The organism is Micromonospora sp. WMMB235, from assembly GCF_001855515.1.
Classification (GTDB): Bacteria; Actinomycetota; Actinomycetes; order Mycobacteriales; family Micromonosporaceae; genus Micromonospora; species Micromonospora aurantiaca.
The window spans coordinates 911,200-932,948 of record NZ_MDRX01000001.1; the positions used below are offsets into that span (position 1 = coordinate 911,200).

24 protein-coding genes are annotated in these 21,749 nt (G+C 73.4%); 13 read left to right on the forward strand and 11 right to left on the reverse strand.

Going from position 1 to position 21,749, the window contains the following annotated elements; genetic code table 11:
* Positions 1 to 1,002, forward strand: a complete 1,002-nt coding sequence (locus BFV98_RS03755; protein ID WP_071094933.1) for a phosphotransferase family protein — start codon at positions 1 to 3, stop codon at positions 1,000 to 1,002.
* Positions 1,003 to 1,010: 8 nt separating this feature from the next.
* Here the strand turns inward: BFV98_RS03755 and BFV98_RS03760 are convergent, their stop codons facing one another.
* The 4 genes from BFV98_RS03760 to BFV98_RS03775 form a co-directional block, all read right to left on the reverse strand.
* The gene (locus BFV98_RS03760; RefSeq protein WP_071094935.1) at positions 1,011 to 1,658 is read right to left on the reverse strand and encodes a class F sortase; all 648 of its coding nucleotides are present in this window, start codon (positions 1,656 to 1,658) and stop codon (positions 1,011 to 1,013) included.
* Between the two features lie 73 nt (positions 1,659 to 1,731).
* Positions 1,732 to 2,214 carry a hypothetical protein gene (locus BFV98_RS03765; protein WP_013286444.1) on the reverse strand — a complete coding sequence of 161 codons (483 nt, stop codon included), beginning with the start codon at positions 2,212 to 2,214 and terminating at the stop codon, positions 1,732 to 1,734.
* Between the two features lie 242 nt (positions 2,215 to 2,456).
* The gene (locus tag BFV98_RS03770; protein WP_013286443.1) at positions 2,457 to 3,125 is read right to left on the reverse strand and encodes a response regulator transcription factor; all 669 of its coding nucleotides are present in this window, start codon (positions 3,123 to 3,125) and stop codon (positions 2,457 to 2,459) included.
* Positions 3,122 to 4,225 carry a sensor histidine kinase gene (locus BFV98_RS03775; RefSeq protein ID WP_071094937.1) on the reverse strand — a complete coding sequence of 368 codons (1,104 nt, stop codon included), beginning with the start codon at positions 4,223 to 4,225 and terminating at the stop codon, positions 3,122 to 3,124. Before BFV98_RS03775 ends, BFV98_RS03770 begins: the two co-directional genes overlap by 4 nt.
* Before the next feature lie 168 nt (positions 4,226 to 4,393).
* On the opposite strand from BFV98_RS03775, the gene BFV98_RS03780 reads away from it, so the two are divergent.
* The 5 genes from BFV98_RS03780 to BFV98_RS03800 all read left to right on the forward strand — a co-directional run bounded on the left by BFV98_RS03780 (position 4,394) and on the right by BFV98_RS03800 (position 9,093).
* Complete coding sequence (locus BFV98_RS03780; protein WP_013476710.1) at positions 4,394 to 4,810, forward strand: DUF6069 family protein; 417 nt, start codon at positions 4,394 to 4,396, stop codon at positions 4,808 to 4,810.
* Positions 4,811 to 4,978: 168 nt separating this feature from the next.
* Positions 4,979 to 5,416: a YciI family protein gene (locus BFV98_RS03785; protein WP_047893363.1), complete on the forward strand. Its 438-nt coding sequence runs from the start codon at positions 4,979 to 4,981 to the stop codon at positions 5,414 to 5,416.
* An 8-nt stretch (positions 5,417 to 5,424) separates the two neighbouring features.
* Positions 5,425 to 6,570: an RNA polymerase sigma factor gene (locus tag BFV98_RS03790; RefSeq protein WP_013286439.1), complete on the forward strand. Its 1,146-nt coding sequence runs from the start codon at positions 5,425 to 5,427 to the stop codon at positions 6,568 to 6,570.
* Between the two features lie 42 nt (positions 6,571 to 6,612).
* The gene (locus tag BFV98_RS03795) at positions 6,613 to 7,860 is read left to right on the forward strand and encodes an MFS transporter (RefSeq protein WP_013286438.1); all 1,248 of its coding nucleotides are present in this window, start codon (positions 6,613 to 6,615) and stop codon (positions 7,858 to 7,860) included.
* Positions 7,861 to 7,908: 48 nt separating this feature from the next.
* Positions 7,909 to 9,093, forward strand: coding sequence for a lycopene cyclase family protein (locus BFV98_RS03800; protein WP_176921671.1), 1,185 nt, complete (start codon positions 7,909 to 7,911; stop codon positions 9,091 to 9,093).
* Here BFV98_RS03800 and BFV98_RS03805 read toward each other — a convergent pair.
* Together BFV98_RS03805 and BFV98_RS03810 are read right to left on the reverse strand one after the other, a co-directional pair.
* Positions 9,090 to 10,208: a serine hydrolase gene (locus tag BFV98_RS03805; RefSeq protein ID WP_176921672.1), complete on the reverse strand. Its 1,119-nt coding sequence runs from the start codon at positions 10,206 to 10,208 to the stop codon at positions 9,090 to 9,092. The two genes, BFV98_RS03800 and BFV98_RS03805, sit on opposite strands and share 4 nt — an antisense overlap.
* Before the next feature lie 75 nt (positions 10,209 to 10,283).
* Positions 10,284 to 11,072, reverse strand: coding sequence for a tyrosine-protein phosphatase (locus tag BFV98_RS03810; RefSeq protein WP_030273164.1), 789 nt, complete (start codon positions 11,070 to 11,072; stop codon positions 10,284 to 10,286).
* Between the two features lie 70 nt (positions 11,073 to 11,142).
* On the opposite strand from BFV98_RS03810, the gene rnhA reads away from it, so the two are divergent.
* On the forward strand, positions 11,143 to 11,706 hold the full coding sequence (rnhA, locus tag BFV98_RS03815; protein WP_013286434.1) for a ribonuclease HI: 564 nt from the start codon (positions 11,143 to 11,145) through the stop codon (positions 11,704 to 11,706).
* Here rnhA and BFV98_RS03820 read toward each other — a convergent pair.
* The 4 genes from BFV98_RS03820 to BFV98_RS03835 form a co-directional block, all read right to left on the reverse strand.
* Positions 11,625 to 11,885, reverse strand: coding sequence for a hypothetical protein (locus tag BFV98_RS03820; protein ID WP_071094942.1), 261 nt, complete (start codon positions 11,883 to 11,885; stop codon positions 11,625 to 11,627). The genes rnhA and BFV98_RS03820 overlap by 82 nt on opposite strands.
* A gap of 36 nt (positions 11,886 to 11,921) precedes the next feature.
* Positions 11,922 to 12,176: a hypothetical protein gene (locus BFV98_RS03825; protein WP_013286432.1), complete on the reverse strand. Its 255-nt coding sequence runs from the start codon at positions 12,174 to 12,176 to the stop codon at positions 11,922 to 11,924.
* 188 nt (positions 12,177 to 12,364) lie between these two features.
* A complete protein-coding gene (locus BFV98_RS03830; RefSeq protein ID WP_255368326.1) occupies positions 12,365 to 13,366 on the reverse strand; it encodes a pentapeptide repeat-containing protein in 1,002 nt (333 codons plus the stop codon).
* 26 nt (positions 13,367 to 13,392) lie between these two features.
* A complete protein-coding gene (locus BFV98_RS03835; RefSeq protein ID WP_013286430.1) occupies positions 13,393 to 13,794 on the reverse strand; it encodes an SSI family serine proteinase inhibitor in 402 nt (133 codons plus the stop codon).
* Between the two features lie 408 nt (positions 13,795 to 14,202).
* Between BFV98_RS03835 and BFV98_RS03840 the strand changes: the two genes are divergently transcribed.
* From BFV98_RS03840 to BFV98_RS03860, 5 genes are all read left to right on the forward strand, one after another.
* Positions 14,203 to 15,210 (forward strand): ABC transporter permease, encoded by a 1,008-nt coding sequence (locus BFV98_RS03840; protein ID WP_013286429.1) that lies wholly within the window; start codon positions 14,203 to 14,205, stop codon positions 15,208 to 15,210.
* Positions 15,211 to 15,266: 56 nt separating this feature from the next.
* Positions 15,267 to 17,012, forward strand: a complete 1,746-nt coding sequence (locus tag BFV98_RS03845) for an ABC transporter substrate-binding protein (RefSeq protein ID WP_013286428.1) — start codon at positions 15,267 to 15,269, stop codon at positions 17,010 to 17,012.
* 63 nt (positions 17,013 to 17,075) lie between these two features.
* A complete protein-coding gene (locus tag BFV98_RS03850; protein WP_030275424.1) occupies positions 17,076 to 18,065 on the forward strand; it encodes an ABC transporter permease in 990 nt (329 codons plus the stop codon).
* 15 nt (positions 18,066 to 18,080) lie between these two features.
* Complete coding sequence (locus BFV98_RS03855) at positions 18,081 to 19,145, forward strand: ABC transporter ATP-binding protein (RefSeq protein ID WP_071094944.1); 1,065 nt, start codon at positions 18,081 to 18,083, stop codon at positions 19,143 to 19,145.
* Positions 19,142 to 20,248 carry an ABC transporter ATP-binding protein gene (locus BFV98_RS03860; RefSeq protein ID WP_071094946.1) on the forward strand — a complete coding sequence of 369 codons (1,107 nt, stop codon included), beginning with the start codon at positions 19,142 to 19,144 and terminating at the stop codon, positions 20,246 to 20,248. Before BFV98_RS03855 ends, BFV98_RS03860 begins: the two co-directional genes overlap by 4 nt.
* 124 nt (positions 20,249 to 20,372) lie before the next feature.
* On the opposite strand, the gene BFV98_RS03865 is transcribed toward BFV98_RS03860, so the two are convergent.
* The gene (locus BFV98_RS03865; RefSeq protein WP_071094948.1) at positions 20,373 to 21,179 is read right to left on the reverse strand and encodes an SDR family oxidoreductase; all 807 of its coding nucleotides are present in this window, start codon (positions 21,177 to 21,179) and stop codon (positions 20,373 to 20,375) included.
* A gap of 93 nt (positions 21,180 to 21,272) precedes the next feature.
* On the opposite strand from BFV98_RS03865, the gene BFV98_RS03870 reads away from it, so the two are divergent.
* Entirely contained in the window at positions 21,273 to 21,662 is a 390-nt protein-coding gene (locus BFV98_RS03870; protein WP_030275041.1) for a hypothetical protein, read from the forward strand.
* Positions 21,663 to 21,749 lie beyond the last annotated feature (87 nt).

Sequence of the window (21,749 nt, forward strand, 5' to 3'; positions counted from 1 at the left end):
ATGAGCGTGAGCCCGACTCAGCGTGCCCTCGACCCGGATCAGGTCCGCCGCCACCTCACCGCCTCGTTCGGACCCGGCGCCGAGGTGGCCGACTGCGGGCCGCTGACCGGTGGCGGCTTCGCCGCCGTCTGGTGGGTACGCCTCACCGACGGCCGCGAGGTGGTGCTCAAGGTCGGTCCGGCGCCGCACGTGCCGCTGCTGCGCTACGAGCGCGACATGATCGGCGCGGAGGCGCACTACCTGCGCCTGGTGGCCGACCGCGCACCGGGGGTGCCCACGCCCGCGCTGCTGCACCACGGCACCGACCCCGGCCTCGGTGACTGGCTGCTCATGGCGCGGCTACCAGGTCGTACCCTCTGGGACCTGACCCAGGCCGGCGCGGACGTCGGGCCGCTGCGCGCGGAGTTCGGCCGCGCGCTCGCCGCGCTGCACGGCGTCACCGGCGAGCGGTACGGCTACGACGGCGACCGGGCCTCCGGGGCGACGTGGCGGGACGCCTACACGGCCATGGTGGACGACATGCTCGCCGACGCCGCGGACTGGGCGGTGCCGCTGCCGGCGCCCGCGACCCGGATCCGGGAGCTGGTGGCGCGGCACGCGGAAGTGCTCGACGCGGTACGCCGCCCAGCGCTGCTGCACTTCGACGGCTGGGCCGGGAACGTGCTGGCAGTGGACGGGCCGGACGGCACGCCCCGGCTCACCGGCCTGGTCGACGGCGAGCGGTACCTGTGGGGCGACCCGCTGATGGACCTCGTGTCGCCGCTGCTGTTCCGCCGCGCCGAGGACGAGCCGGACGACCCGCTGGTACGCGCCTACCGGGCGGCGGCGCCGTTCCCGCTCGACGCCGGGGCGCGGCGGCGGCTCGGGCTCTACCGGCTGTACCTCTACCTGCTGATGACTGTCGAGATGCCCAGCCGGAACATCACCGCCGACAACGACCCGGGCCGGGTGGAGCTGCTGGCGGACCTGCTCGGCGCGGAACTGGCCGACCTGGCGGACTGAGCGCAGGCTCACCGGGTCGCGGTGGCGAAGACGACGATGTTGTCCGGGTAGCTGCCGGTCCGCGGGTCGAACCGCCCGCCGCACGTGATCAACCGCAGCCGCGCCGCCGCGTCGCCGCCGTAGACCCGCGCGGTGGGGAAGCGCTCCTTCGGGTACGCCCCGACGCCGTCCACAGTGAACGTCGCGGTCCGGCCGTCGGCGCGCAGCACGCGAATGCTGTCGCCGCTGCGCAGCCGCCCGAGGTCGAAGAAGACCGCCGGGCCGTGCTGCGAGTCGACGTGCCCGACGAGCACCGCGTTGCCGGCCTGGCCGGGTGCGGGACCGGGGTGGTACCAGCCGGTGACCTCCGGGCGTTCCAGCGGCGGCACCTCCAGCGCGCCGTCCGCGTCGGTGGCGACCGGGACGATCTCGGCGTCGACGCCGATGCGGGGGATGGTGACCCGGACCGGCGTGGACCGGGGGAGTGCCGGGCCGGCCGTACCCGGTCGTTCGGTGGCGGGCGCGGCGGAGACGCCGGGCTGCGGTGGTGCCGCCGACGTGGTGCCGAGCCCGGCCGAGACCAGGCCGGCGCCCGCGGCGGCGGCGACCGTGACGGCGGTGACCACGGCGGCGGTGCGCAGTCGCGACCGGCCGCCGTGCGGCGACGAGGCCAGCATCCCACCTCCGTCCGACAGGGACGCGGCGCCCGCGCCGGAGCATCCGGCGCGGGCGGACCGCTCGGCGAGCCGGTCAGGCGGCGGCGTCCGCGCGGCGCCGGCGGATGACCGCGTACGCGCCTCCGGCGAGCGCCCCGGCGGCCAGCACGCCGCCGGCGATCAGCACTCCGGTGTCGCCGTCGCGTCCGCCGCCACCGGCCTGCGCGCCGCCGATCGGGGTGACGGTGAACGTGGCGCTGCCGCCGTCGCTGCCGTCGCCGCACGTGGTGGCGACCGTGTACGTGCCGAGCGTGAACCCGGCGGTGAACAGTTCGGCGCTCAGGCCACCGCCCGCGGCGGCCGTGGTGGACCGGACGTTCTGGTCCCGGTCCGGGCCGGTGACCCGGAAGATCGCGTCACCGGCGTTCGGGTTGCACGTCGTGGTCAGCACGACGGTGCCGCCGACCGGGGTGGTGGCGGGTGAGACTCTGGTGTCCGCCAGCGCGGCGGCCGGGAGCAGCAGTGCGCCGAGGCCCACGCCGAACGCCGCCGATCCGAGAAATGACTGTGCCTTCATCCGCGTCTTCCCTCACTTTTCGTCCGCTGTAGGCGTGGGACGTCGTTCGGGTGGCCAACTCCGTGACGAGCACCGGTGTGGCCAACACTAGGAGGGTTGCGGCGGTCACTGGGGGTAATTGAGAAATCTTCGTTGCCGTCCGGTGTGCTCCCTGCCGCCACGACACGGCGGACATGCCGGGCCAGCCCGGACGGCGAACCGGTACGGTTCGCCGTGTCTGGGGTCTGGTGTCCCGTTCGCGACTACCGGACCGGCGGCTCCGGCCGGACCAGCCCGGTGTCGTACGCGAGCACCACCGCCTGGATGCGGTCGCGCAGGCCCAGCTTGGTGAGGATCGCCGAGACGTGGGTCTTCACGGTGGCGGTGCTCAGGTGCAGCCGGGCGGCGATCTCCGCATTGGACAGTGCCCGCGCGGTGAGCGTCAGCACCTCCCGCTCGCGGGCGGTCAGCACGGCGAGCACGTCGCCGGCGGGCGCGGGCGCGGGCAGCCGGTCGGCGTACCGGTCCAGCAGCCGCCGGGTCACTGTGGGCGCGAGCAGGGCCTCGCCCCGGGCCACCACGCGTACCGCCTCGGCGAGGTCGGCCGGACGGGTGTCCTTGAGCAGGAACGCACTCGCCCCGGCGCGCAGCGCGGCGTAGACGTGTTCGTCCAGGTCGAACGTGGTCAGCATGACCACCCGGGCCGGGTTGCCGGCGGCCACCAGGTCCCGGGTGGCGGCGATGCCGTCGCGCCGGGGCATCCGCACGTCCATGAGCACCACGTCCGGCCGGGTCCGCGTCGCCACCGCGACCGCCTCGACACCGTCGGCCGCCTCCCCGACGACGCTCAGGTCGGGCCGCGCGTCGAGGACGGTACGCAGCCCGGCGCGGATCAGCTCCTGGTCGTCGGCGACCACCACCCGCACGGTCACCGGCCCGCCCCGACCGGCAGTCGCGCGTGGACCCGGAACCCGCCGGCCGGCAGCGGGCCGGCGTCGAGCGTGCCGCCGAGCAGCCGGGCCCGCTCCCGCATGCCGACGATGCCGCGCCCGGTGGGCGTACCGGGCCGGCGGGCGGGCGCCGGGCCGTCGTTCACGACCTCCAGCCGCAGTACGCCGTCGCGATAGTGGACGTCCACGTCGGCGCGGGTGGCGTGCCCGTGGCGCAGCGCGTTCGTCAGTGACTCCTGCACGATCCGGTACGCCGACAGCTGTACCCCGCCGGGTAGCGCCTCGCCGTCGCCCTCCCGGTGCAGCGTCACCGGAAGGCCGACCGCCCGGACCGCGTCGGCGAGCGCGTCGAGCTGCGCCAGCCCCGGCTGTGGCCCGCCCTGCTCGGACCCGTCGTCGACGGCGAGCGCGTGCAGCATGGACCGTAGTTCGGTCAGCGCCGACCGGGCTGCCGTGTCGATCGCGGCGAGCGCGGCGCGGGCCTGCGCCGGGTGCTCGTCGAACACGTCCTCGGCGGCGGCGGCCTGGACGGCGATGACCGCGACGTGGTGCGCCACCACGTCGTGCAGTTCTCGGGAGATGCGTTCCCGCTCGGCCGCCAGCACCTGCCGTTCCCACGCGCAGCGCCGTTGCGCCTGGCCCCGTTGCAGCTCGCCGAGCGTCCAGCTCAGGGCCAGCGCGGTCACCGCCAGCAGCAGGTCCCGCCAGCCGCCGGTGACCAGCTTCCACGGCGTGGGCGCCAGCAGCAGCCCGAGCGCGACGAGCGAGTACCGGGGCGGGCGCAGCCGGGCCACGTACGCCATCGGCACCGCGACCAGGCCGAGCCAGCCGAGCTGCGGGCAGAGCGCCTCCAGGCCGACGCCTGCCAGCGCGGCGACGGTGAGGGCGTACCCCGGGTGGCGCCGGATCCACAGCAGACAGCTCGCCTGCGCCACAGCGAGGCCGACCGCGACGGCGGTCGCGCCGGGCGTGTCCGGGCCGGCGTCGGAGGCCAGCAGCGCGAGCAGGCACACGGCGATGCTCACGGTGGCGATGCCGCCGTCGAGCAGCAGCAGGAACCGGGACCGGGACGCGCACCTCATGTCCGGATGCTAGGCCGCCGGTCCACCGCTTCTCATCGGTCGCCAGACGGAGATCCGGGCCGGTGGTCGTTCGGGCGACGGAGCCGGGAACCGCTCCGCAGCCCGATCCGCGCGGCGGCCGCCGGACCTAGCGTTTCCGGCAGTCGTCCCGATGTGGAGGAGTCACCGATGGAGACCACGATCCCGACAGTCACCGCCCGCCCGAACCGCCGCCGGGACCGCCTGCTCACGGTGTTCGCGGCGACCGCCGCCGCGCTGCTGGGCTGGGTGGTCGCGGTACCGGTCGCGGGGGTGGAGCTGATCGCGCGCAGCGGCTCTACGGACCAGCGGGTGACGCCGGTGGCCGTGGTGGTGAGCACGCTGCTCGCCGGGCTGGCTGGCTGGGCGCTGCTGGCCCTGCTGGAACGGCTCACCGCCCGTGCCCGCACCGTCTGGACGGTGGTCGCGGGCCTCGTGCTGCTGGTGTCCCTGCTCGGGCCGCTGGGCGGGGGAGTGGGGAGTGCGGCGACGCTGACGCTGGTGGCGTTGCACCTGGTCGCAGGCGCGGTGCTGATCACCGGCCTGCGCCGGACCGCCGCCCGCTGACGGCCGGGCGATCCGCTGACGGGTCCGGACCGCCGCGACGGGGGCAGGCGGCCCGGACCATCAGAACTAGCCTCCTAGGATGGCTTACGCGATGTGACGCCGAAATTCCTCCGCCACCGATGTCGAGAACGCAACGCCGGCTTCGTCCCCGGAGTGAACGCGGCCAGAATGGGTCGCACCCTCCACGAGGAGACACTCATGAAGTACCTGCTCCTGAAGCACTACCGCGGCGGCCCGACCCCGGTGTCCGACATGCCGATGATCGACAAGTGGACGCCGGAGGAGATCTCCGCGCACGTGCACTACATGCAGGAGTTCGCGGCGAAGCTGCAGGAGAGCGGCGAGTACGTCGACGGCCAGGCGCTCGCCCCGGAGGGCACGTTCGTCCGCTACGACGGCGAGGGACGCCCGCCGGTGACCGACGGCCCGTTCGCCGAGACGAAGGACCTCATCGCCGGCTGGATGGTGATCGACGTGGACAGCTACGAGCGCGCGCTCGAACTGGCCGCCGAGCTGTCGGCCGCGCCGGGGCAGGGCGGCAAGCCGATCCACGAGTGGCTGGAGCTGCGCCCGTTCCTGACCGCGCCGCCGACCATCACCGAGTGATCCGTCCGATGGACGAGGTCGCGCTCCGCAGCCTCATCCCGGGCGTGCTCGGTGTCCTCGTCCGCCGCGGAGCCGACTTCGCGGCGGCCGAGGACGCCGTGCAGGACGCGCTCATCGAGGCGCTGCGCGTCTGGCCGGCCGACCCGCCCCGCGATCCGCGGGGCTGGCTGGTGACCGTGGCCTGGCGGCGGTTCCTGGACGTGGTGCGCGCCGACGCCGCCCGGCGCCGGCGCGAGGACCTCGTGGACGAGGAACCGCCGCCCGGCCCGGTGCCGGCGGTCGACGACACGCTGCGGCTCTACTTCCTCTGCGCGCATCCGTCGCTGAGCCCGTCGTCGGCCGTCGCGTTGACGCTGCGCGCCGTCGGCGGGCTCACCACCCGGCAGATCGCGCAGGCGTACCTGGTGCCGGAGGCCACCATGGCGCAGCGGATCAGCCGGGCCAAGCGCACCGTGTCCGGGGTGCGGTTCGATCAGCCCGGTGACGTCGCCACCGTGCTGCGCGTGCTGTACCTGGTGTTCAACGAGGGCTACTCCGGCGACGTGGACCTGGCCGCCGAGGCGATCCGGCTCACCCGGCAGCTCGCCGCCGCGATCGACCACCCCGAGGTGGCCGGGCTGCTCGCGCTCATGCTGCTGCACCACGCCCGCCGGGCCGGGCGGACCGCGCCGGACGGCAGCCTGGTGCCGCTGGCTGAGCAGGACCGCGGCCGGTGGGACACCACGCTGATCGCCGAGGGCGTGAGCATCCTCCAGACCGCCCTGTCCCGCGACCGGCTGGGCGAGTTCCAGGCCCAGGCCGCCGTCGCGGCGCTGCACGCCGACGCGCGTACGGCGGCCGAGACCGACTGGGTGCAGATCGTCGAGTGGTACGACGAACTCGTGCGCCTGACCGGCAGCCCGATCGCCCGGCTCAACCGGGCGGTGGCGGTCGGCGAGGCGGACGGCCCGCGCGCCGGGCTGGCGGCGCTCGCGGCGCTCGACGACTCGCTGCCCCGGTACACGGCGGTGGCCGCGTATCTGCACGAACGCGACGGCGACCCGGACCGGGCGGCCCGGCTGTACGCGGAGGCGGCCCGCCGCGCGTCCAGCCTGGCCGAACGCGACCACCTGAACCGGCAGGCGGCCCGCCTCAACACCCGCCGCCCCGGATAAACCGGTCGGCGGCGCGCGTCGCCGCTGGTAGGTTGCCTCGCCGTGACGGGGGAACGGCTCGGCGGGCGCTTCGCCCGACTGTGGACGGCGAGCACGCTGTCCGCGCTGGGTAGCGGGACGGCGACGGTGGCCGCGCCGCTGTACGTGGCGTCGATCACCGACGATCCGCTGGTGGTGTCGGCCGGGGCGGCGGTGTCGTGGCTGCCGTGGCTGCTGTTCGCGCTGCCCGGTGGCGTGCTGGCGGACCGGGTGGACCGGCGGCGGCTGATGGTGCTCATCGACTGGGTACGCGTCGGCGCGCTGGCCGTGCTGGCGGCGGCGATGCTGGCCGACCGGGCCGGGATCGCGCTGCTCTACGCGGTGCTGTTCGTGGTGAATACCGGCGAGGTGGTGTTCCGGACCGCCGCGCAGGCGGTGCTGCCGGCGGTGGTGCCGCGCTCCCTGCTGGAACGCGCAAACGGGTGGCTGGGCGGCGGCACCCAGGTGATGCAGAACATGATCGCCGGTCCGCTCGGCGGGTTCCTGTTCGTGCTGGCGGCGTCGCTGCCGTTCGCGCTCAACGCCGGCACGTACGCGCTGAGCGCCGTGCTGGTCGGACTGCTCGCCGGGACGTACCGGGGCGGGCCGGCGCCGGAGGAGCGGCGCTCGGTGCGGGCGGAGGTCGCGGAGGGATTCCGCTGGCTGTGGGGGCAGCGGCTGCTGCGCACCATGACGGTGCTGATCGGCCTGCTGAACGTCACGCTCACCGCGGCCGTGGCGGTGCTGGTTCTGCTCGCCACCGAGCGGCTCGGTCTCGGCTCGGTCGGCTACGGCGCGTTGTTCACCTGCATGGCGGTCGGCGGGGTGCTCGGCTCGCTGGTGGGGGACCGGCTGATCGCCGCCATCACACCCACCTGGACGGTGCGGACCGGGCTGCTGGTCGAGGCGGGACTGCACCTGGCGCTCGCCGCGTCCCGCAGCGCGGCCGTGGTCGGGTTCGCGCTGTTCGCGTTCGGGGCGCACAGCGCGCTGTGGAACATCGTGGCGAACTCGCTGCGGCAGCGGCTCACCCCGCCCGCGTTGATGGGCCGGGTCGGCAGCACCACGTTGTTCGTCGCGGCGGGCGGCAACTGCGTCGGCGCGCTGCTCGGCGGTGTGGTGGCGGCCCGGTTCGGCATCACCGCGCCGTACTGGGTGGGTTTCGTGGTGGCGGTCGCGGTGATCGCCGCGACGTGGCGGGTCTTCGACCGGGCGACGGTGGCCGCCGCCTACGCCGAGCCGGCCCCGCAGAAGCCCGCGCCGGTGGCCTGAGCGCGGGTCGGCCGGTGGCCGCCTCCGCCGGTGTGGCAGCGTGGCCGGATGCACGCATCCTTCCCGGTCGACGTCGACCTCGCGCTGGTCGGCGGCGGCGGCGCCGCGTCCCTGGTCCTGGCCGCGCTGGACCGCCACGACGTGACCGGGCTGCGGGTCGCGGTGGTCGACCCGGTGCACAAACGCGGCCAGGACCGCACCTGGGCGTTCTGGGGCCTGCCCGGCGACGACCTCGACCCGATGCTGAGCGCGAGCTGGTCGCAGGTCGACGTGGTCACGCCGGCCGGCCGCCGTGTCCTGTCGCTCGACCCCCTGCGGTACGCCATGCTCCGCTCCGCCCCGGTCTACGACCGGGCTGCCGAGGCCGAGCGGCGGCTGGACGTGGTCCGGATCAGCGTCCCGGCGGGGGAGCTGCACGACGACGGTGAGCGGGTCACGGTCCGCGACCCGGACGGGCGGGACCTGGTGCGGGCCGGGTGGGTGCTGGACTCGCGGCCCCGGCGGCCGAAGCGGCCGGGGCGGACCAGCTGGTTGCAGCACTTCCGGGGCTGGTGGCTGGCCGCCGACCGGCCGACGTTCGACCCGGAGCGGGCGGTGCTGATGGACTTCCGCACTCCGCAGCCGGCGCGCGGGGTGTCCTTCGGGTACGTGCTGCCGGTCGACGACCGGTTCGCGCTCGTCGAGTACACCGAGTTCGGGCCGGCCCTGCTCGACGACGCGGGCTACGACGCGGCGCTGCGCGGGTACGCGGACCTGCTCGGCCTGGACCTGACCGCGCTGCGGGTGCGGGAGGTCGAGGACGGCGTGATCCCGATGACCGACGGGCCGTTCGAGTCCCGCCCGAGCCCGCGCGTGGTGCGGCTGGGCACCGCCGGTGGGGCGACGCGCCCGTCCACCGGGTTCACGTTCTCGGCGATGCTGCGCCAGGCCGACCAGGTGGCCGGGGCGCTCGCCGCCGGCCGCCCGCCGGTGCCGGCGCCCGCGTACCCGGGCCGGCACCTGTGGATGGACGCGGTGGCGCTGCGCGCGCTGGACCGGGGACACGTCGGCGGCGTGGAGTTCTTCGAGCGGCTGTTCGACCGCAACCCGCCGGAACGGGTGCTGCGGTTCCTCGACGGCGTGACCAGCCCGGCCGAGGATCTGGCGGTGATGCGGTCCAGCCCGCTGCTGCCGATGACCGGCGCGGTGCTCGGCGACGCGGCCGGCCGGCTGCGGGCCCGCCTGCGGCGCTAGCCTCGGTGGCCGGTCGCCGCGGCGACGCGGTCGCGCACCAGCGTCCGCAGTTGCTCCATCGGGTCGCCGTCGCCCGCGCCGAGCCGGTTGCGCACCGCCGCCACCGTCAACCCCAGTTCCGGGTACGCGAACGCGAGGCTGCCGCCGCTACCGGCGGTGCCGAACGATCCGTCGTCGTCGACCGCGTACCCGAGCCCGAACGTGCTCTCCTGCCCGAACACCCACTCCTGGGCGCGTACCGCCGGGGCGGACACCTCCCGCATCCGCTCGGCGGAGATCAGCCGTACCCCGTCGACCGGACCGAGCAGCGCCGCGTACATCCGGGCCACCGCGCGGGCGCTCATCGTGCCGACCGACGGCACGTCGGCGCGCAGCACGTCGGGGCGGGAGCCGATGACGGTGTCCGGCCGTACGCCGGGTGGCGCGACCGCGTCGAAGTGCGGCAGGTTGACCCCGGCCCAGGTCATCAGCGCGGACAGGCCGGCGTCCTCCAGCCGGGCCAGGCGGGGCAGGTCCGCCTCCGGTACGCCGAGGAACAGTTCCCGGTCCACGCCGAGCGGCCCGGCCACCTCCTCGGCGAGCACCCGCGACACCGGGGCGCCGGTGACCCGCCTGATCACCTCGCCGAGCAGCCAGCCCCACGTCCAGGCGTGGTACGCGAGCCGCTCGCCCGGTGCCCACAGCGGCCGCGCGTCGGCGAGCAGCTCGCACATGCGCGTCCAGTCGGTGAAGTCCTCCGGCGTGACGTCGGCCGGCAGCGCGGGCAGACCGGCGGTGTGGGTGAGCACGTGCCGCAGCGTGATGCCGTCCTTGCCGTGCCGGGCGAACTCCGGCCACACCCGCGCCAGCGGCAGGTCGTAGTCGAGCCGCCCCCGCTCGGCCAGCACGTGCACCACTGTGGCGGTGAGGCCCTTGCCGGTGGAGACCGCGTGCACGGGCGTGTCGGCCGTCATCGGCCGGCCGGTGGTGGTGTCGGCGAGCCCGGCCTGTTCGGTGACGATCGCGACCCCGTCCAGGTAGGCGGCCACCTGCACACCGGCCTCCCGCCCGGAGGAGACCAGCTCGCCGATCGTCGCCCGTACCTCGGCCCGCAGGCCGTCCCACCGCGTGTCCACGATCCCGCAGCGTGCCAGACCATGGCATCGACGTCGTCCGCATTTCGGGGGACGGCGACGGCGGCCGGCGGTGCTCTACCGGCCGGCCGGCGTCGGCGTACTGCCGGTGGTGCCCTGGGTGGGCAGCGGGATGGAGTCGCCGGTCAGCAGCCGGGCGCGTAGCGCGTCGATCGTCTCCTGGCCGACGCCGAGCCGGCCGGTCACGTACCCGTGCACCGAACCGTGGGCGGCCCGCAGCTCGGCCAGCACCAGCCGGATGATCTCGGCCGGCGCCCGCCCGTACGCGGGCCAGCCCGGCGTGGCGCCGCCGTTGCGGTCCCGCCACTCGGCGACCAGGCGGTCGGTGGCCTGCTCGGTGAGCGCGAAGTCCGCTGCGATCTGGTCCTCGTCGACGCCGAGCAGGGACAGCACCAGCGCGGCGAGCAGTCCGGTGCGGTCCTTGCCGGACGCGCAGTGGAACACCAGCGGGTGCTCGCCGTCCGCGATCACCTCGATCGCCTGGCGCAGCTCGGCCACGCCGTCCTCGGCCACCTCGGCGTACCGGTCGGCCAGGTAGCGCCACGGGTCCACGTCGGGGTCGATGTCGGCCTGCACGTACGGCCGGTGTTCGATGCTCAGGTTGTGCCAGGTGACGCCGAGGCTCTCCGGGGCCCGGCCGCGGTCGGCGATCTCCCACGGGTACCGCAGGTCGATCACGGTGCGGACGCCGAGCGCCGCGAACCGTTCCAGATCCTCACCGGCGAGCTTGGCCAGCGAGTCGGAGCGGTAGAGGCGGCCCCGGGCGACGGTGCGGCCGTCGCCGGTCCGCCAGCCACCGAGGTCACGGAAGTTGCAGAGCGTGGCGAAGTCCGGGGGAGTGGTCACACCGGCACGCTAGCCGGGCGCGGCGGGTCGGGTGGTCCCGCGTGCTCGCGTACCCGGTAGGTTGCCGGGCATGGCGGAGGCGGAGACCGGCCGGGTCGTGGAGATCTGGACCGACGGCGCGTGCAGCGGCAATCCCGGGCCCGGCGGGTGGGGTGCGGTGCTGCGCTGGGGCGGGCACGAGCGGGAGCTGTGCGGCGGCGAGGCCACCCCGACCACCAACAACCGGATGGAGCTGACCGCCGCGATCCGGGCGCTGGAGAGCCTCACCCGACCGGTGACGGTACGGCTGCACACCGACAGCACGTACGTGCGCAACGGCATCACCGGCTGGCTGAACGCGTGGAAGCGCAACGGCTGGCTGACCGCGGCGAAGCAGCCGGTGAAGAACGCCGACCTGTGGCAGGCGCTGGAGGCGGCCTGCGCCAGGCACGACGTGACGTGGCTGTGGGTGAAGGGCCACAACGGGCACCCGGAGAACGAGCGCGCCGACGCGCTGGCGAACCGGGGCATGACCGAGGCGCGGAGCGGCGCGGCGGCCGCCCCGCGTACGGCTCAGCGCAGCGGCCGGCCCTCCTCGATCTCCTCCGGCTCCTCGGACGGGTCGCCGGTGCCGGAGACCGCATCGACGTCGTAACCGGCGCGGCTGACCTCTCGTGCCGAGCGCCGGTCCTCGGCGGGCAGGTCGGCGAAGTCGTCACCGGTGTCGTCGGTGGTGTGCAGGGATTCGCCCGGCGGGCGCAGGGACGCCTCGTACGCGGTCGCGCCGTCGGGTTCGTCGCCGGTCGCGCGGCCGAAGGACTCTTCACTGGTCATGTCGCACTCCTGCCCGCAGCGGGTGACGGCAAACGTTCAGCGGGCGGCGTCCCGTCCGCGGGCCGCGTCCGGGTGGGTCGGCATCGAGGAGCCGCCCGAGCTGCTGCCGGAGGCGCCGCCCGCCATGCCGGATCCGTCGTCCTCGGTCACCTCGTCCGGTTTCGGCGCACCGGGAGCGGGGGCCGGCACGTCGGTGTCCGCGGCCGTCTGCACCAGCGGCACCTGCCCGGCCTCGTCCTCGGCGTGCGCCGGGTCGACCGGCTCCTCACCGTCGCGTGCCCGATACCCCACCGGTGGCCCTCCTGTCGGTCAACAGTCGTCCGCGCCGCCTACCCCACCCCACCCCCACCAAACGCGGCCCCGGCCCGTCTCGCGGTGATCAAGGAGTTCGTGTCCCGATCCGGCCCCGAACCGGACACAAACTCCTTGATCACCGCTGTGCGAGCGCGAGCGCGGGCGCGAGTGCGGGCGGGGTGGCGTCAGCGGGGTCGGGGGCGGCGCCGGCGCGGCTGGGGGCGAGTCGGAGTCAGCGTCAGGGACCAGTGGGATGGGCGGCGTAGTCCGGGCGGCAGCACCGTGCGGTGGTCGCCGCGTGCGGCGTCGAGCTGCGACTGGTGCGTGAACAGGCACCCGCCCAGGTCCGCGCCGCGCAGGTCGGCCCCGCGCAGGTCCGCGCCGGTCAGGTCGGCGGCGCCGAGGCGTACGCCCCGCAGGTCGGCCCCGATCAGGCAGGCGCCGCGCAGGTTCGCCCCGGTCAGCGGGGTACGGCGCAGGTCCGTCCCGATCAGCATCGCGCCCCGGCGGTCCGGGCCGGCCCGCCCGGCGCGGGCCTGTTCGGCGGCGCGGGACAGCAGCCGGTTGGCCCGGTCCCGGTGCGCGTCGACGTCGAGGGCGAGCAGGTCGTCGGGGGTGCCGTCGGTGAGCCGGCCGGTCTCGTCGAGCGCGGCGGTCAGCTCGTCGCGCAGCGGGCCGGGCGGGGTCAGGCGTACCGCCTCGGTCAGGTACCACAGCAGCTCGTGCAGCGGCCGCAGCACCGCGAAGCTGTCGAACATCCGCGCGGCGGTGGCCGGGTCGGCACGCCAGTCGCGGCCGGCATACGTGTGCTGGGTGAGGTGCTGACCGGCGCCGAAGCAGTCGAACACGGTGCAGCCGGGGAAGCCGCGTTGCCGCAGCTCGGTGTGGATGCCGCAGCGGAAGTCGGCGCCCAGGTTCGGGCAGGGCCGCCCGGCGGGCTTGTCGATGGCGAAGTCGGCCGACGCGGTGAACGCGGGAGCGACGCAGCACACCCCGGCGCAGCGCGAGCAGTCCGCCCGCAACTCCCGCCCGCCGCCCCCGCCCGCCACCGGTCCGTCCACCCGCACAGTCTCCCCTCCGAACACCCCGCCCCCATTCTCCGCACCCACCCCACCCACCTCCCGACCCACCCCGTCGATCATGAAGTTGACGGCGACAAAACGGACCGGAACCGCCGCCAACCTCATGATCAACGCGACAAGGTGAGGCGGGGTCAGAAGGTGAAGAGGGAGGCGGTGGTGCGCTGCATCAGGCAGGCGTTGCCGAACGTCCGGGTGTAGGAGACCGGGCGGTCCTGCCAGATGCCCACGGCACGCGCGACGACCGGGTCGTACTGCGAGGTGCACGGCGCACCGTCCACGTCGAGCGCGTCCAGGTCGCCGTCGACGCGGGCGACGAGCCGGCAGGCGGTGATCGGATCGGGGTGCAGGCCACCGGTGGGCCCGCAGGTCAGCACCGTGGCGCGCAGGCCGGCGCCGTCGTCGACGGTGAGCAGCAGCACCGAGGGGGTCTCCGGGCCGGGGCGCGGTGCGGCCTGCGCGGGAGAGGCCGGCGCGGCGAGGCCGCCGAGCGCGGCGGCCAGGGCCAGAGCGGCGGTACGTCGGGCGAAGGGCATGGGTGGTCCTTCCGTCGGGGCCCCGGGTGAGGGCCGGTGGACGGCCCGGCACGTCGTGCGAACCGGACCGCCGAGAACCCTAGGTGGACGGTGTGAACGCGAAGAGTCACGAAGTGTTACGCCAGTCGACCCCGCCGCCGGTCCGGTGTTACATCGGCGCACGGGAATGCCCGAACGGCTGACAACCGCCCGAGTGCCTCGCGGGAGCGCATTCCGAATTGGCGGTACGGCCACCTGAAAGGCTGACAACCGAATCGGGCCGTTATTGCGCCGATGCATTCCGTACGCCGGATCGTTGTCAATGCACGGCAACCGGAACGGCCGTTACCGGAACGATTCTTTTGAGCACCTCATAGCGCATTACCGTCGGGTGGCAGGGCGTTTTCGTCCCCGTCGGGAGGACTGCTCATGAGCGAACTGTCGCACCCACCGGCCGCTCCCGGCCCCGATGTCGAGGCCGTTCCCGGCCCCGCCGGCCAGCCCGGCGAATTCGTCGGCCGGTCGCCCGGCCGGCTCGCCTGGCTACGGCTCAAACGCGACCGTACGGCCAAGGCCAGCGCCGTCACGCTCGCCGTCGCCGCCCTGGTGGCGCTCGGCGCGCCTCTGCTGGGACGGCTCACCGGAATCGACCCGACCGACAAGTTCGTGGACCGCCTCAACGATTTCGGAATGCCGATCGGGTACGCCGGCGGAATCAGCTCCGACCATTGGCTAGGGCTCGAACCCGGCAGCGGCCGGGACATCCTGATGCAACTGGTCTACGGCCTGCGGACGTCCCTGTTCATCGCGTTCACCTCGGCCCTGCTGGCATCCGGCATCGGTGTCGCTGTCGGGGTGCTGGCCGGGTGGGCCAGAGGCTGGCTGGACAGCGTCGTCAACTGGCTGATCGACCTCACGCTGGCGTTCCCGTTCCTCATCTTCGCGCTCGCGGTCATCCCGATCCTCCAGGACCGCTTCTACTCCGACCGGGAGGCGCCGTCGCCGGCCTTCCGGGTGGCCCTGATCGTCGCGACCTTCGGCCTGTTCAGCTGGACGTACACCGCGCGGCTGGTCCGCGGGCAGGTGATCTCGCTGCGCGAGCGGGAGTTCGTCGAGGCGGCCCGTGCGGCCGGCGCCGGCACCACGCACATCCTGCTGCGGCAGCTGCTGCCAAACATCTGGGCGCCGATCCTGGTCACCGTCTCGCTGATGGTGCCGCAGTTCATCGCCATCGAGGCGGCGCTGGCGTTCGTCAACATCGGCGTCACCGAACCCACGCCCGACCTGGGCCGCATGATCTTCAACAGCATCGGCTACGTCGCGAGCGACCCCTGGTACACCCTGTTCCCCGGGTTGACGGTCTTCCTGCTGGTCCTGGCGTTCAACCTGCTCGGCGACGCGCTGCGCGACTCGCTGGACCCCCGCTCCACCCGGTAGTCCCACGGCCATCAGTGCCCGGCCGGCGGGGGCCGCCGGGCAGGAAGGAGCACACCGTGCGCGCACGAACCCGGACACTGACAGGTGTCCTCGCCGCGGCGGCGCTGGCCGCCGCCGGCTGCAGCCCCACCACCGACGACGGCGGCGGCGACGACCAGAAGACCAAGACCCAGAGCGGATCGATCTCGTACGAGGCCGCCGACAACCAGGGCCCGGCGAAGGACGTCGACGGGGCGACCCGCGGCGGCACCCTCACCGTGATGCAGCCGGCCGACTTCGAGCACCTCGACCCGGCCCGCAACTACGTCAACGTGCAGCAGGTCGCCGGTGGGCTGCTGTACCGCGCGCTCAACGGCTACAAGGAGGACGGCAGCGGCAAGCTGCTGCTCGTCGGCGACCTGGCCACCAACCCCGGCAAGGACGTGAACGGCGACTGCAAGGTCTGGGAGTTCACCCTGCGCGACGGCGTGAAGTACGAGGACGGCACGCCCGTGTCCAGCAAGGACGTCGCCCACGGCATCGCCCGGTCGTTCGCGGCGAACCTCAACGAGGGCCCGCACTACATCCAGCAGTGGCTCTACCCGGGCGGGGCGTACAACGCCACCTACAAGGGACCGTACGACGGGGGCAAGCCGGTGCCCGACGGCGTCGCCACACCCGACGACCGGACCATCCGGTTCACCTTCCCGCAGCCGCACTGCGACCTGCCGTACGCGGCGGCGCTGCCGACCAGCGCGCCCGTGCCCGCCGCGAAGGACACCCGCGCGAACTACGACCTGCGGCCGTTCTCGTCCGGGCCGTACCGGGTGAAGACCTACCAGCGCGACGTGTCGCTGGAGCTGGAACGCAACCCGAACTGGGATCCGGCGACCGACCCGATCCGCAACGCGTACCCGGACGCGATCCGGATGACGTTCGGCCTGGAGCAGGCCCAGATCGCCGAGCGCCTGGTCGCCGACGGGCCGGCCGACCAGGCGGCGCTGAGCTGGTCGGACGTGCCGCCGTCGGTGCTGCCCCGCACCACCGGATCCGGCGTCTCCGACCGGGTGGTACGCGGCCCGACGCAGTACAACTGGGTGCTGAGCATCAACACCCAGCGGGTCACCGACCTGAGCGTACGGCGGGCGCTGAACTACGCCGTCGACAAGGACGCCCTGCTCAAGGTGCTCGGCGGGCAGGCCGCCGGCTCACCCGCCACCACGCTCATGTCGCCCACCACCGCCGGATTCGTCCCGTACGACCTGTACAACGCCCCGGTCACCGGCGACAAGGCCAAGACCGCCGAGCTGCTCGCCGGCAAGCGGCCGAAGCTGGTGCTCGCCCACTCCAACCTGGAACTGCGCACCCAGCAGGCCGAGGCGCTGCGCAAGAACCTCACCGACATGGGCTTCGACATCGTGATGAAGCCGATCGACAACAGCAGCTACTACGACGAGGTCGGCCGCAAGGACAACCCGTACGACCTCTACCTCACCGGCTGGGGCTCGGACTGGCCCACCGGCTCCACTGTCATCCCCCCGGTCTACGACGGACGGGAGATCGTGGCCGAGGGCAACCAGAACCTGTCGTACCTCAATGAACCGTCCGTCAGCGCGGAGATCGACCGGGTCCGCGACCTGCCGGCCGCGGAGCAGGACGCCGGCTGGATGGCGCTCGACCGCATGATCATGGACAAGTACGCCCCGGTGGTGCCCTGCTACTACGACGCCACCTACGAGCTGCACGGCTCGAAGGTCGGCAACGCCTTCCTCAGCGACGCGTTCGGGATCATCTCGCTCAACGGCATCTACGTGAAGAAGTGACAGCCGCGCGGGGGCGGCTGCCACGGCGTCCGCCCCCGCGCCCACCCCGGGGGAGGTGCTCCCGTGCTCCGTTTCGTCGTACGGCGGCTGCTCGTCGCCGCCCTGACCCTGGTCGTCATCAGCCTGGTCACGTTCGGTCTCTTCTTCGCGGTGCCGAGCAGCCCGGCGAAGGTGATGTGCGGCAAGAACTGCACGGCCGAGGACATCGCCCAGGTCGAGCGCCGCCTCGGCATCGACCAGCCGCTGCCCCGGCAGTACGCCGACTTCGTCAGCGGCGTCTTCGCCGGCCGTACCTACGGCGAGGGCGACTTCCGGCAGGACTGCCCGGCACCCTGCCTCGGCTATTCGTTCCGCAACAACCAGCCCGTCACCGAGATCGTCGCCCAGCGCGCCCCGGTGACCTTCAGCATCGTCCTCGGCGGCGCCGTGCTCTGGCTCGGCCTCGGCATCTCGCTCGGCATGGTGTCGGCGCTACGCCGGGGTACGGCGTTCGACCGCGCCGCGATCGGCGTCACACTGGCCGGGGCGTCGATGCAGGTCTACTTCTTCGGGCTGATCCTGCTCTACCTGCTCGTCTACTCCACCGGGCTGCTGCCGTTCCCCAGCTACACCCCGCTGACCGAGAACCCGTTCCGCTGGGCGGCCGGGCTGATTCTGCCCTGGATGACGCTCGGCTTCCTCAACTCGGCGTTGTACGCCCGGCTGTCCCGGGCGCAGATGGTGGAGACGCTGTCGGAGGACTTCGTCCGTACCGCCCGGGCGAAGGGGCTGCCCGCCCGGAAGGTGCACACCCGGCACGCGCTGCGGGCGGCGATCACCCCGATCGTCACGATCGCCGGGCTGGACATCGGCACCAGCCTCGGCGGCACGTTCATCACCGAGACCATCTTCGGCCTCCAGGGTCTCGGCAAGGCGACTGTGGAGGCGGTGCAGTTCCTCAACCTGCCGGTGGTGATGGCGACGGTGCTGCTGGCGGCGGTGTTCATCGTGGTCGCCAACATCGTCGTCGACGTGCTGTACGCGGTGATCGACCCACGGGTCCGGCTGAGCTGACGGGAGGAGACGGACATGGTGGAGCTTCCGGCGCCGCGTCGCGGCGAGGGCCCGTACCTGCGGGTCAGGGATCTGCGGGTGTGGTTCGACACCGAGGACGGTGTGGTGCGGGCCGTGGACGGTGTGTCGTTCGCCGTGGAGCGGGGTCGCACGCTGGGGATCGTGGGGGAGTCCGGTTCCGGTAAGAGTGTGACGTCGCTGGCGATTCTGGGTTTGCACAACGCGAGGCGGACGACCATCTCGGGGGAGATCTGGGTGGGTGGGCGTCAGCTGGTGGGGTTGGGTGAGGAGGAGGTGCGGCGGCTGCGGGGCCGGGACATGGCGATGGTTTTCCAGGATCCGTTGTCGGCGTTGCATCCGTACTACTCGGTGGGTAGGCAGATCGCTGAGGCGTACCGGGTGCATCATCCGAGGGCCGGTCGGCGGGAGGCGCGGACGCGGGCGGTGGACATGTTGGGCCGGGTGGGGATTCCGCAGCCGGCGCGGCGGTTCGATCAGTATCCGCATGAGTTCTCGGGTGGGATGCGGCAGCGGGCGATGATCGCGATGGCGTTGGTGAATGATCCGGATCTGCTGATCGCGGATGAGCCGACGACGGCGTTGGATGTGACGGTGCAGGCGCAGATCCTGGATCTGCTTGCCGATTTGCAGGAGGAGTTCCGGTCGGCGATCGTGTTGATCACGCATGACCTGGGCGTGGTGTCGCAGGTGGCTGATGACGTGTTGGTGATGTATGCGGGTCGGGCGGTGGAGCACGGGAGTGTGGAGCGGGTGTTGCGGGCGCCGCAGCATCCGTACACGTGGGGGTTGTTGTCGAGTGTGCCGTCGTTGCACGGTGACGCGGACGCGGACCTGTTGCCGATTCCGGGTAACCCGCCGTCGTTGATCAACCTGCCGTCGGGGTGCGCGTTTCATCCGCGGTGCCGGTGGGCCGACGTGAACGGCGACCGGTCGCGCGCCGAGGTTCCGGAGCTGGTTCCGGCGGGGGCGGCAGGGCATCTGGTGGCGTGTCATCTGCCGGTCGCTGCGCGGGAGCGGATCTATCGCGACGAGGTCGCGCAGGTGGGGGTGGCCCGATGAGTGCTGACCGGGACGCGACGGGCGCGGTCGACGGCCGGCGGGGTGAGGCCGTCCGTGCGGCGCCGGGCGGCGAGCCGCTGCTGTCGGTGCGGGGGCTGACCAAGCACTTCCCCGTCCGGCAGGGCCTGCGCAGCACGGGTGCGGTGCGGGCGGTGGACGGGTTGGACTTCGACGTGCGGCCGGGCGAGACCCTCGGGCTGGTGGGGGAGTCGGGGTGTGGGAAGACCACGACCGGGCGGATGCTGGTCCGGCTGTTGGAGCCCACCGCCGGGTCGATCACCTTCGCGGGGCGGGACATCACCCACGCGAAACGTGGTGAGCTGCGCGGGTTGCGGCAGGACCTGCAGATCATCTTCCAGGACCCGTACGCGTCGCTGAATCCCCGCCACACGGTCGGGCGGATCGTGGCGATGCCGTTGCAGGTCAACCGCATCACCCCACCCGGCGGCGTCAAGAAACGCGTCCAGGAACTGCTCGAACTCGTGGGCCTGAACCCGGAGCACTACAACAGGTATCCGCACGAGTTCTCCGGCGGGCAACGCCAGCGCATCGGCATCGCCCGCGCCCTCGCCCTCAAACCCAAACTCATCGTGGCCGACGAACCCGTCTCCGCCCTCGACGTGTCGATCCAGGCGCAGGTCATCAACCTGCTGCGCAGCCTGCAACAAGATCTCGACCTGGCGTTCGTGTTCATCGCCCACGACCTCGCCGTCGTGCGGCACTTCTGCCACCGCGTCGCCGTCATGTACCTCGGCAAGATCGTCGAGATCGGCGACCGCGACACCATCTACACCCGTCCCCAGCACCCCTACACCCGGGCGTTGCTGTCGGCGATCCCGGACGTCACCACCCTCGGCCCCGCCGGACGCATCCGCCTCACCGGCGACGTGCCCACCCCACTCAACCCGCCGTCCGGCTGCCGCTTCCGTACCCGCTGCTGGAAAGCCACCGACCGGTGCGCCACCGAAGAACCCGCCCTGACTACCCGCGACGACGGCAGACAGCAAACCGCCTGCCACTACCCCGAGAACGAGCCCACAAGCTCCCGAGCGGATGCGGCGGTGGGAGCCACCCCCGAACCCGGCAGCAACGAACGCACCTGACCCACGACGGGGCCGGGGGCGACCGTGCCCGGCGCAGGGATCAAGCCTGACCGCCCGGAGCCGGGCACGGTCGCCCCCGGCCCTGAACGGTGACCGGAGCCTGAACGGTGACCCGGTACGGACCCTAGACCGAACGCCACGAATGGGAGGAAAGCGCAGAAGCCTGCGGACCCATCAGCAGCATCCCCCCGTCCACCGCCCACGACGCCCCCGTCACGTACGCCGCAGCCGGCGAGGCGAGCATCGCCACCACCGCTGCCACCTCGCGGGCGTCACCGGGGCGCCCCACCGGCACGCCGGGACGCTCCTGCGTGAACGGGTCGACGTCCTCCTGCCCGGTCATCGGCGTGGCGATCTCGCCCGGCGCCACCGCGTTGACTGTGATCCCGTCGGCCGCCAGTTCCTGCGCCATCACCTTCGTGAGCAGGCCGAGCCCGCCCTTCGCCGCGCAGTACGCCGACGAGCCGACCCGGGGCGCGTGCTCGTGCACGCTGGTGATGCTGATGATCCGGCCACCTCGCCCGGCCGCGCGCATCCGCCGGGCGGCCCGCTGCGAGCACAGGAACGGCCCGTCCAGGTCCACCGCCAGCACGTCCCGCCACTTCTCCCAGCTCACGTCCACGAAGGGCTCGGACAGGCCGGTGCCGGCGTTGTTGACGAGTACGCCCAGGCCACCGAGCCGGTCGGCCAACTCGTCGACCACCGCCGCCGCTTCGGGCAGCCGGGTCAGGTCCAGCTCGGCGGTCTCGCAGCGGCGGCCGGTGGCGCGTACCTCGGTGGCGGTACGGTCGGCGCCCGCCGCGTCGCCGTACCAGGTGATGCCGATGTCGTAACCGGCCTCGGCGAGCGCCACCGCGCACGCCTTGCCGATGCCGGAGTCCGCGCCGGTGACGATCGCGACGCGGTCGTAGTCCTCGTATCGTTCGGGCATGTCCGCGCACTACCCGCGGGTGGCGACCTCAACCGGCCGGACGACCCCGGCTCGCCCGGCGGTTTCGTCGTAGCCGCTCGCTAGGGTACGGGCGTGATCGCCGATGACTCCGACGCTGTGACAATCCGTTTCCTGCGCATGATGCGTGCCGAGATAGGCACCGAACGGGTGGGCGAGGATTCGCTCGGCCGCACCGTCGACCTCGCCCGGCGCTTGTGGGGCACCGGTGACGCCGCTGACGCGCGACTCGCCGACGCCCTGCGCGAGCTGCACGGCGAGCCGGTCGACCTGGCCGATCCGCACGACGTGGCGGGCGCCGCGAGCGCCCTGACGGCCGACGCCGGGCTGCTCACCGAGCCGGACCCGCGCGGCGCGGCGACGGCCCGGTTCGCCGCCAACGCCCGGCGGCTGCGCACCGGCGAGATCACCCCGGCCGAGTTCGACGAGCTGATGGCGCGCGACCGCACCGACCCCGACGCCTGACGACGAGCTGATGGTGCGCGACCGCACCGACGACCCCGATGCCTGACGACGAGCCGGGCAGCTACCGGCGTCGTCGCCGGACGCCCG

Bases quoted from the DNA above. Each gene is read 5' to 3' on its own strand.
- BFV98_RS03775 (WP_071094937.1), bottom strand. From the start codon at position 4,225: ATGAGGTGCGCGTCCCGGTCCCGGTTCCTGCTGCTGCTCGACGGCGGC.
- BFV98_RS03865 (WP_071094948.1), bottom strand. From the start codon at position 21,179: ATGCCCGAACGATACGAGGACTACGACCGCGTCGCGATCGTCACCGGC.
- BFV98_RS03765 (WP_013286444.1), bottom strand. From the start codon at position 2,214: ATGAAGGCACAGTCATTTCTCGGATCGGCGGCGTTCGGCGTGGGCCTC.
- BFV98_RS03800 (WP_176921671.1), top strand. From the start codon at position 7,909: ATGCACGCATCCTTCCCGGTCGACGTCGACCTCGCGCTGGTCGGCGGC.
- BFV98_RS03860 (WP_071094946.1), top strand. From the start codon at position 19,142: ATGAGTGCTGACCGGGACGCGACGGGCGCGGTCGACGGCCGGCGGGGT.
- BFV98_RS03785 (WP_047893363.1), top strand. From the start codon at position 4,979: ATGGGTCGCACCCTCCACGAGGAGACACTCATGAAGTACCTGCTCCTG.
- BFV98_RS03820 (WP_071094942.1), bottom strand. From the start codon at position 11,885: ATGACCAGTGAAGAGTCCTTCGGCCGCGCGACCGGCGACGAACCCGAC.
- BFV98_RS03830 (WP_255368326.1), bottom strand. From the start codon at position 13,366: ATGAGGTTGGCGGCGGTTCCGGTCCGTTTTGTCGCCGTCAACTTCATG.
- BFV98_RS03790 (WP_013286439.1), top strand. From the start codon at position 5,425: ATGGACGAGGTCGCGCTCCGCAGCCTCATCCCGGGCGTGCTCGGTGTC.
- BFV98_RS03840 (WP_013286429.1), top strand. From the start codon at position 14,203: ATGAGCGAACTGTCGCACCCACCGGCCGCTCCCGGCCCCGATGTCGAG.
- BFV98_RS03835 (WP_013286430.1), bottom strand. From the start codon at position 13,794: ATGCCCTTCGCCCGACGTACCGCCGCTCTGGCCCTGGCCGCCGCGCTC.
- BFV98_RS03755 (WP_071094933.1), top strand. From the start codon at position 1: ATGAGCGTGAGCCCGACTCAGCGTGCCCTCGACCCGGATCAGGTCCGC.
- BFV98_RS03760 (WP_071094935.1), bottom strand. From the start codon at position 1,658: ATGCTGGCCTCGTCGCCGCACGGCGGCCGGTCGCGACTGCGCACCGCC.
- rnhA (WP_013286434.1), top strand. From the start codon at position 11,143: ATGGCGGAGGCGGAGACCGGCCGGGTCGTGGAGATCTGGACCGACGGC.
- BFV98_RS03780 (WP_013476710.1), top strand. From the start codon at position 4,394: ATGGAGACCACGATCCCGACAGTCACCGCCCGCCCGAACCGCCGCCGG.
- BFV98_RS03855 (WP_071094944.1), top strand. From the start codon at position 18,081: ATGGTGGAGCTTCCGGCGCCGCGTCGCGGCGAGGGCCCGTACCTGCGG.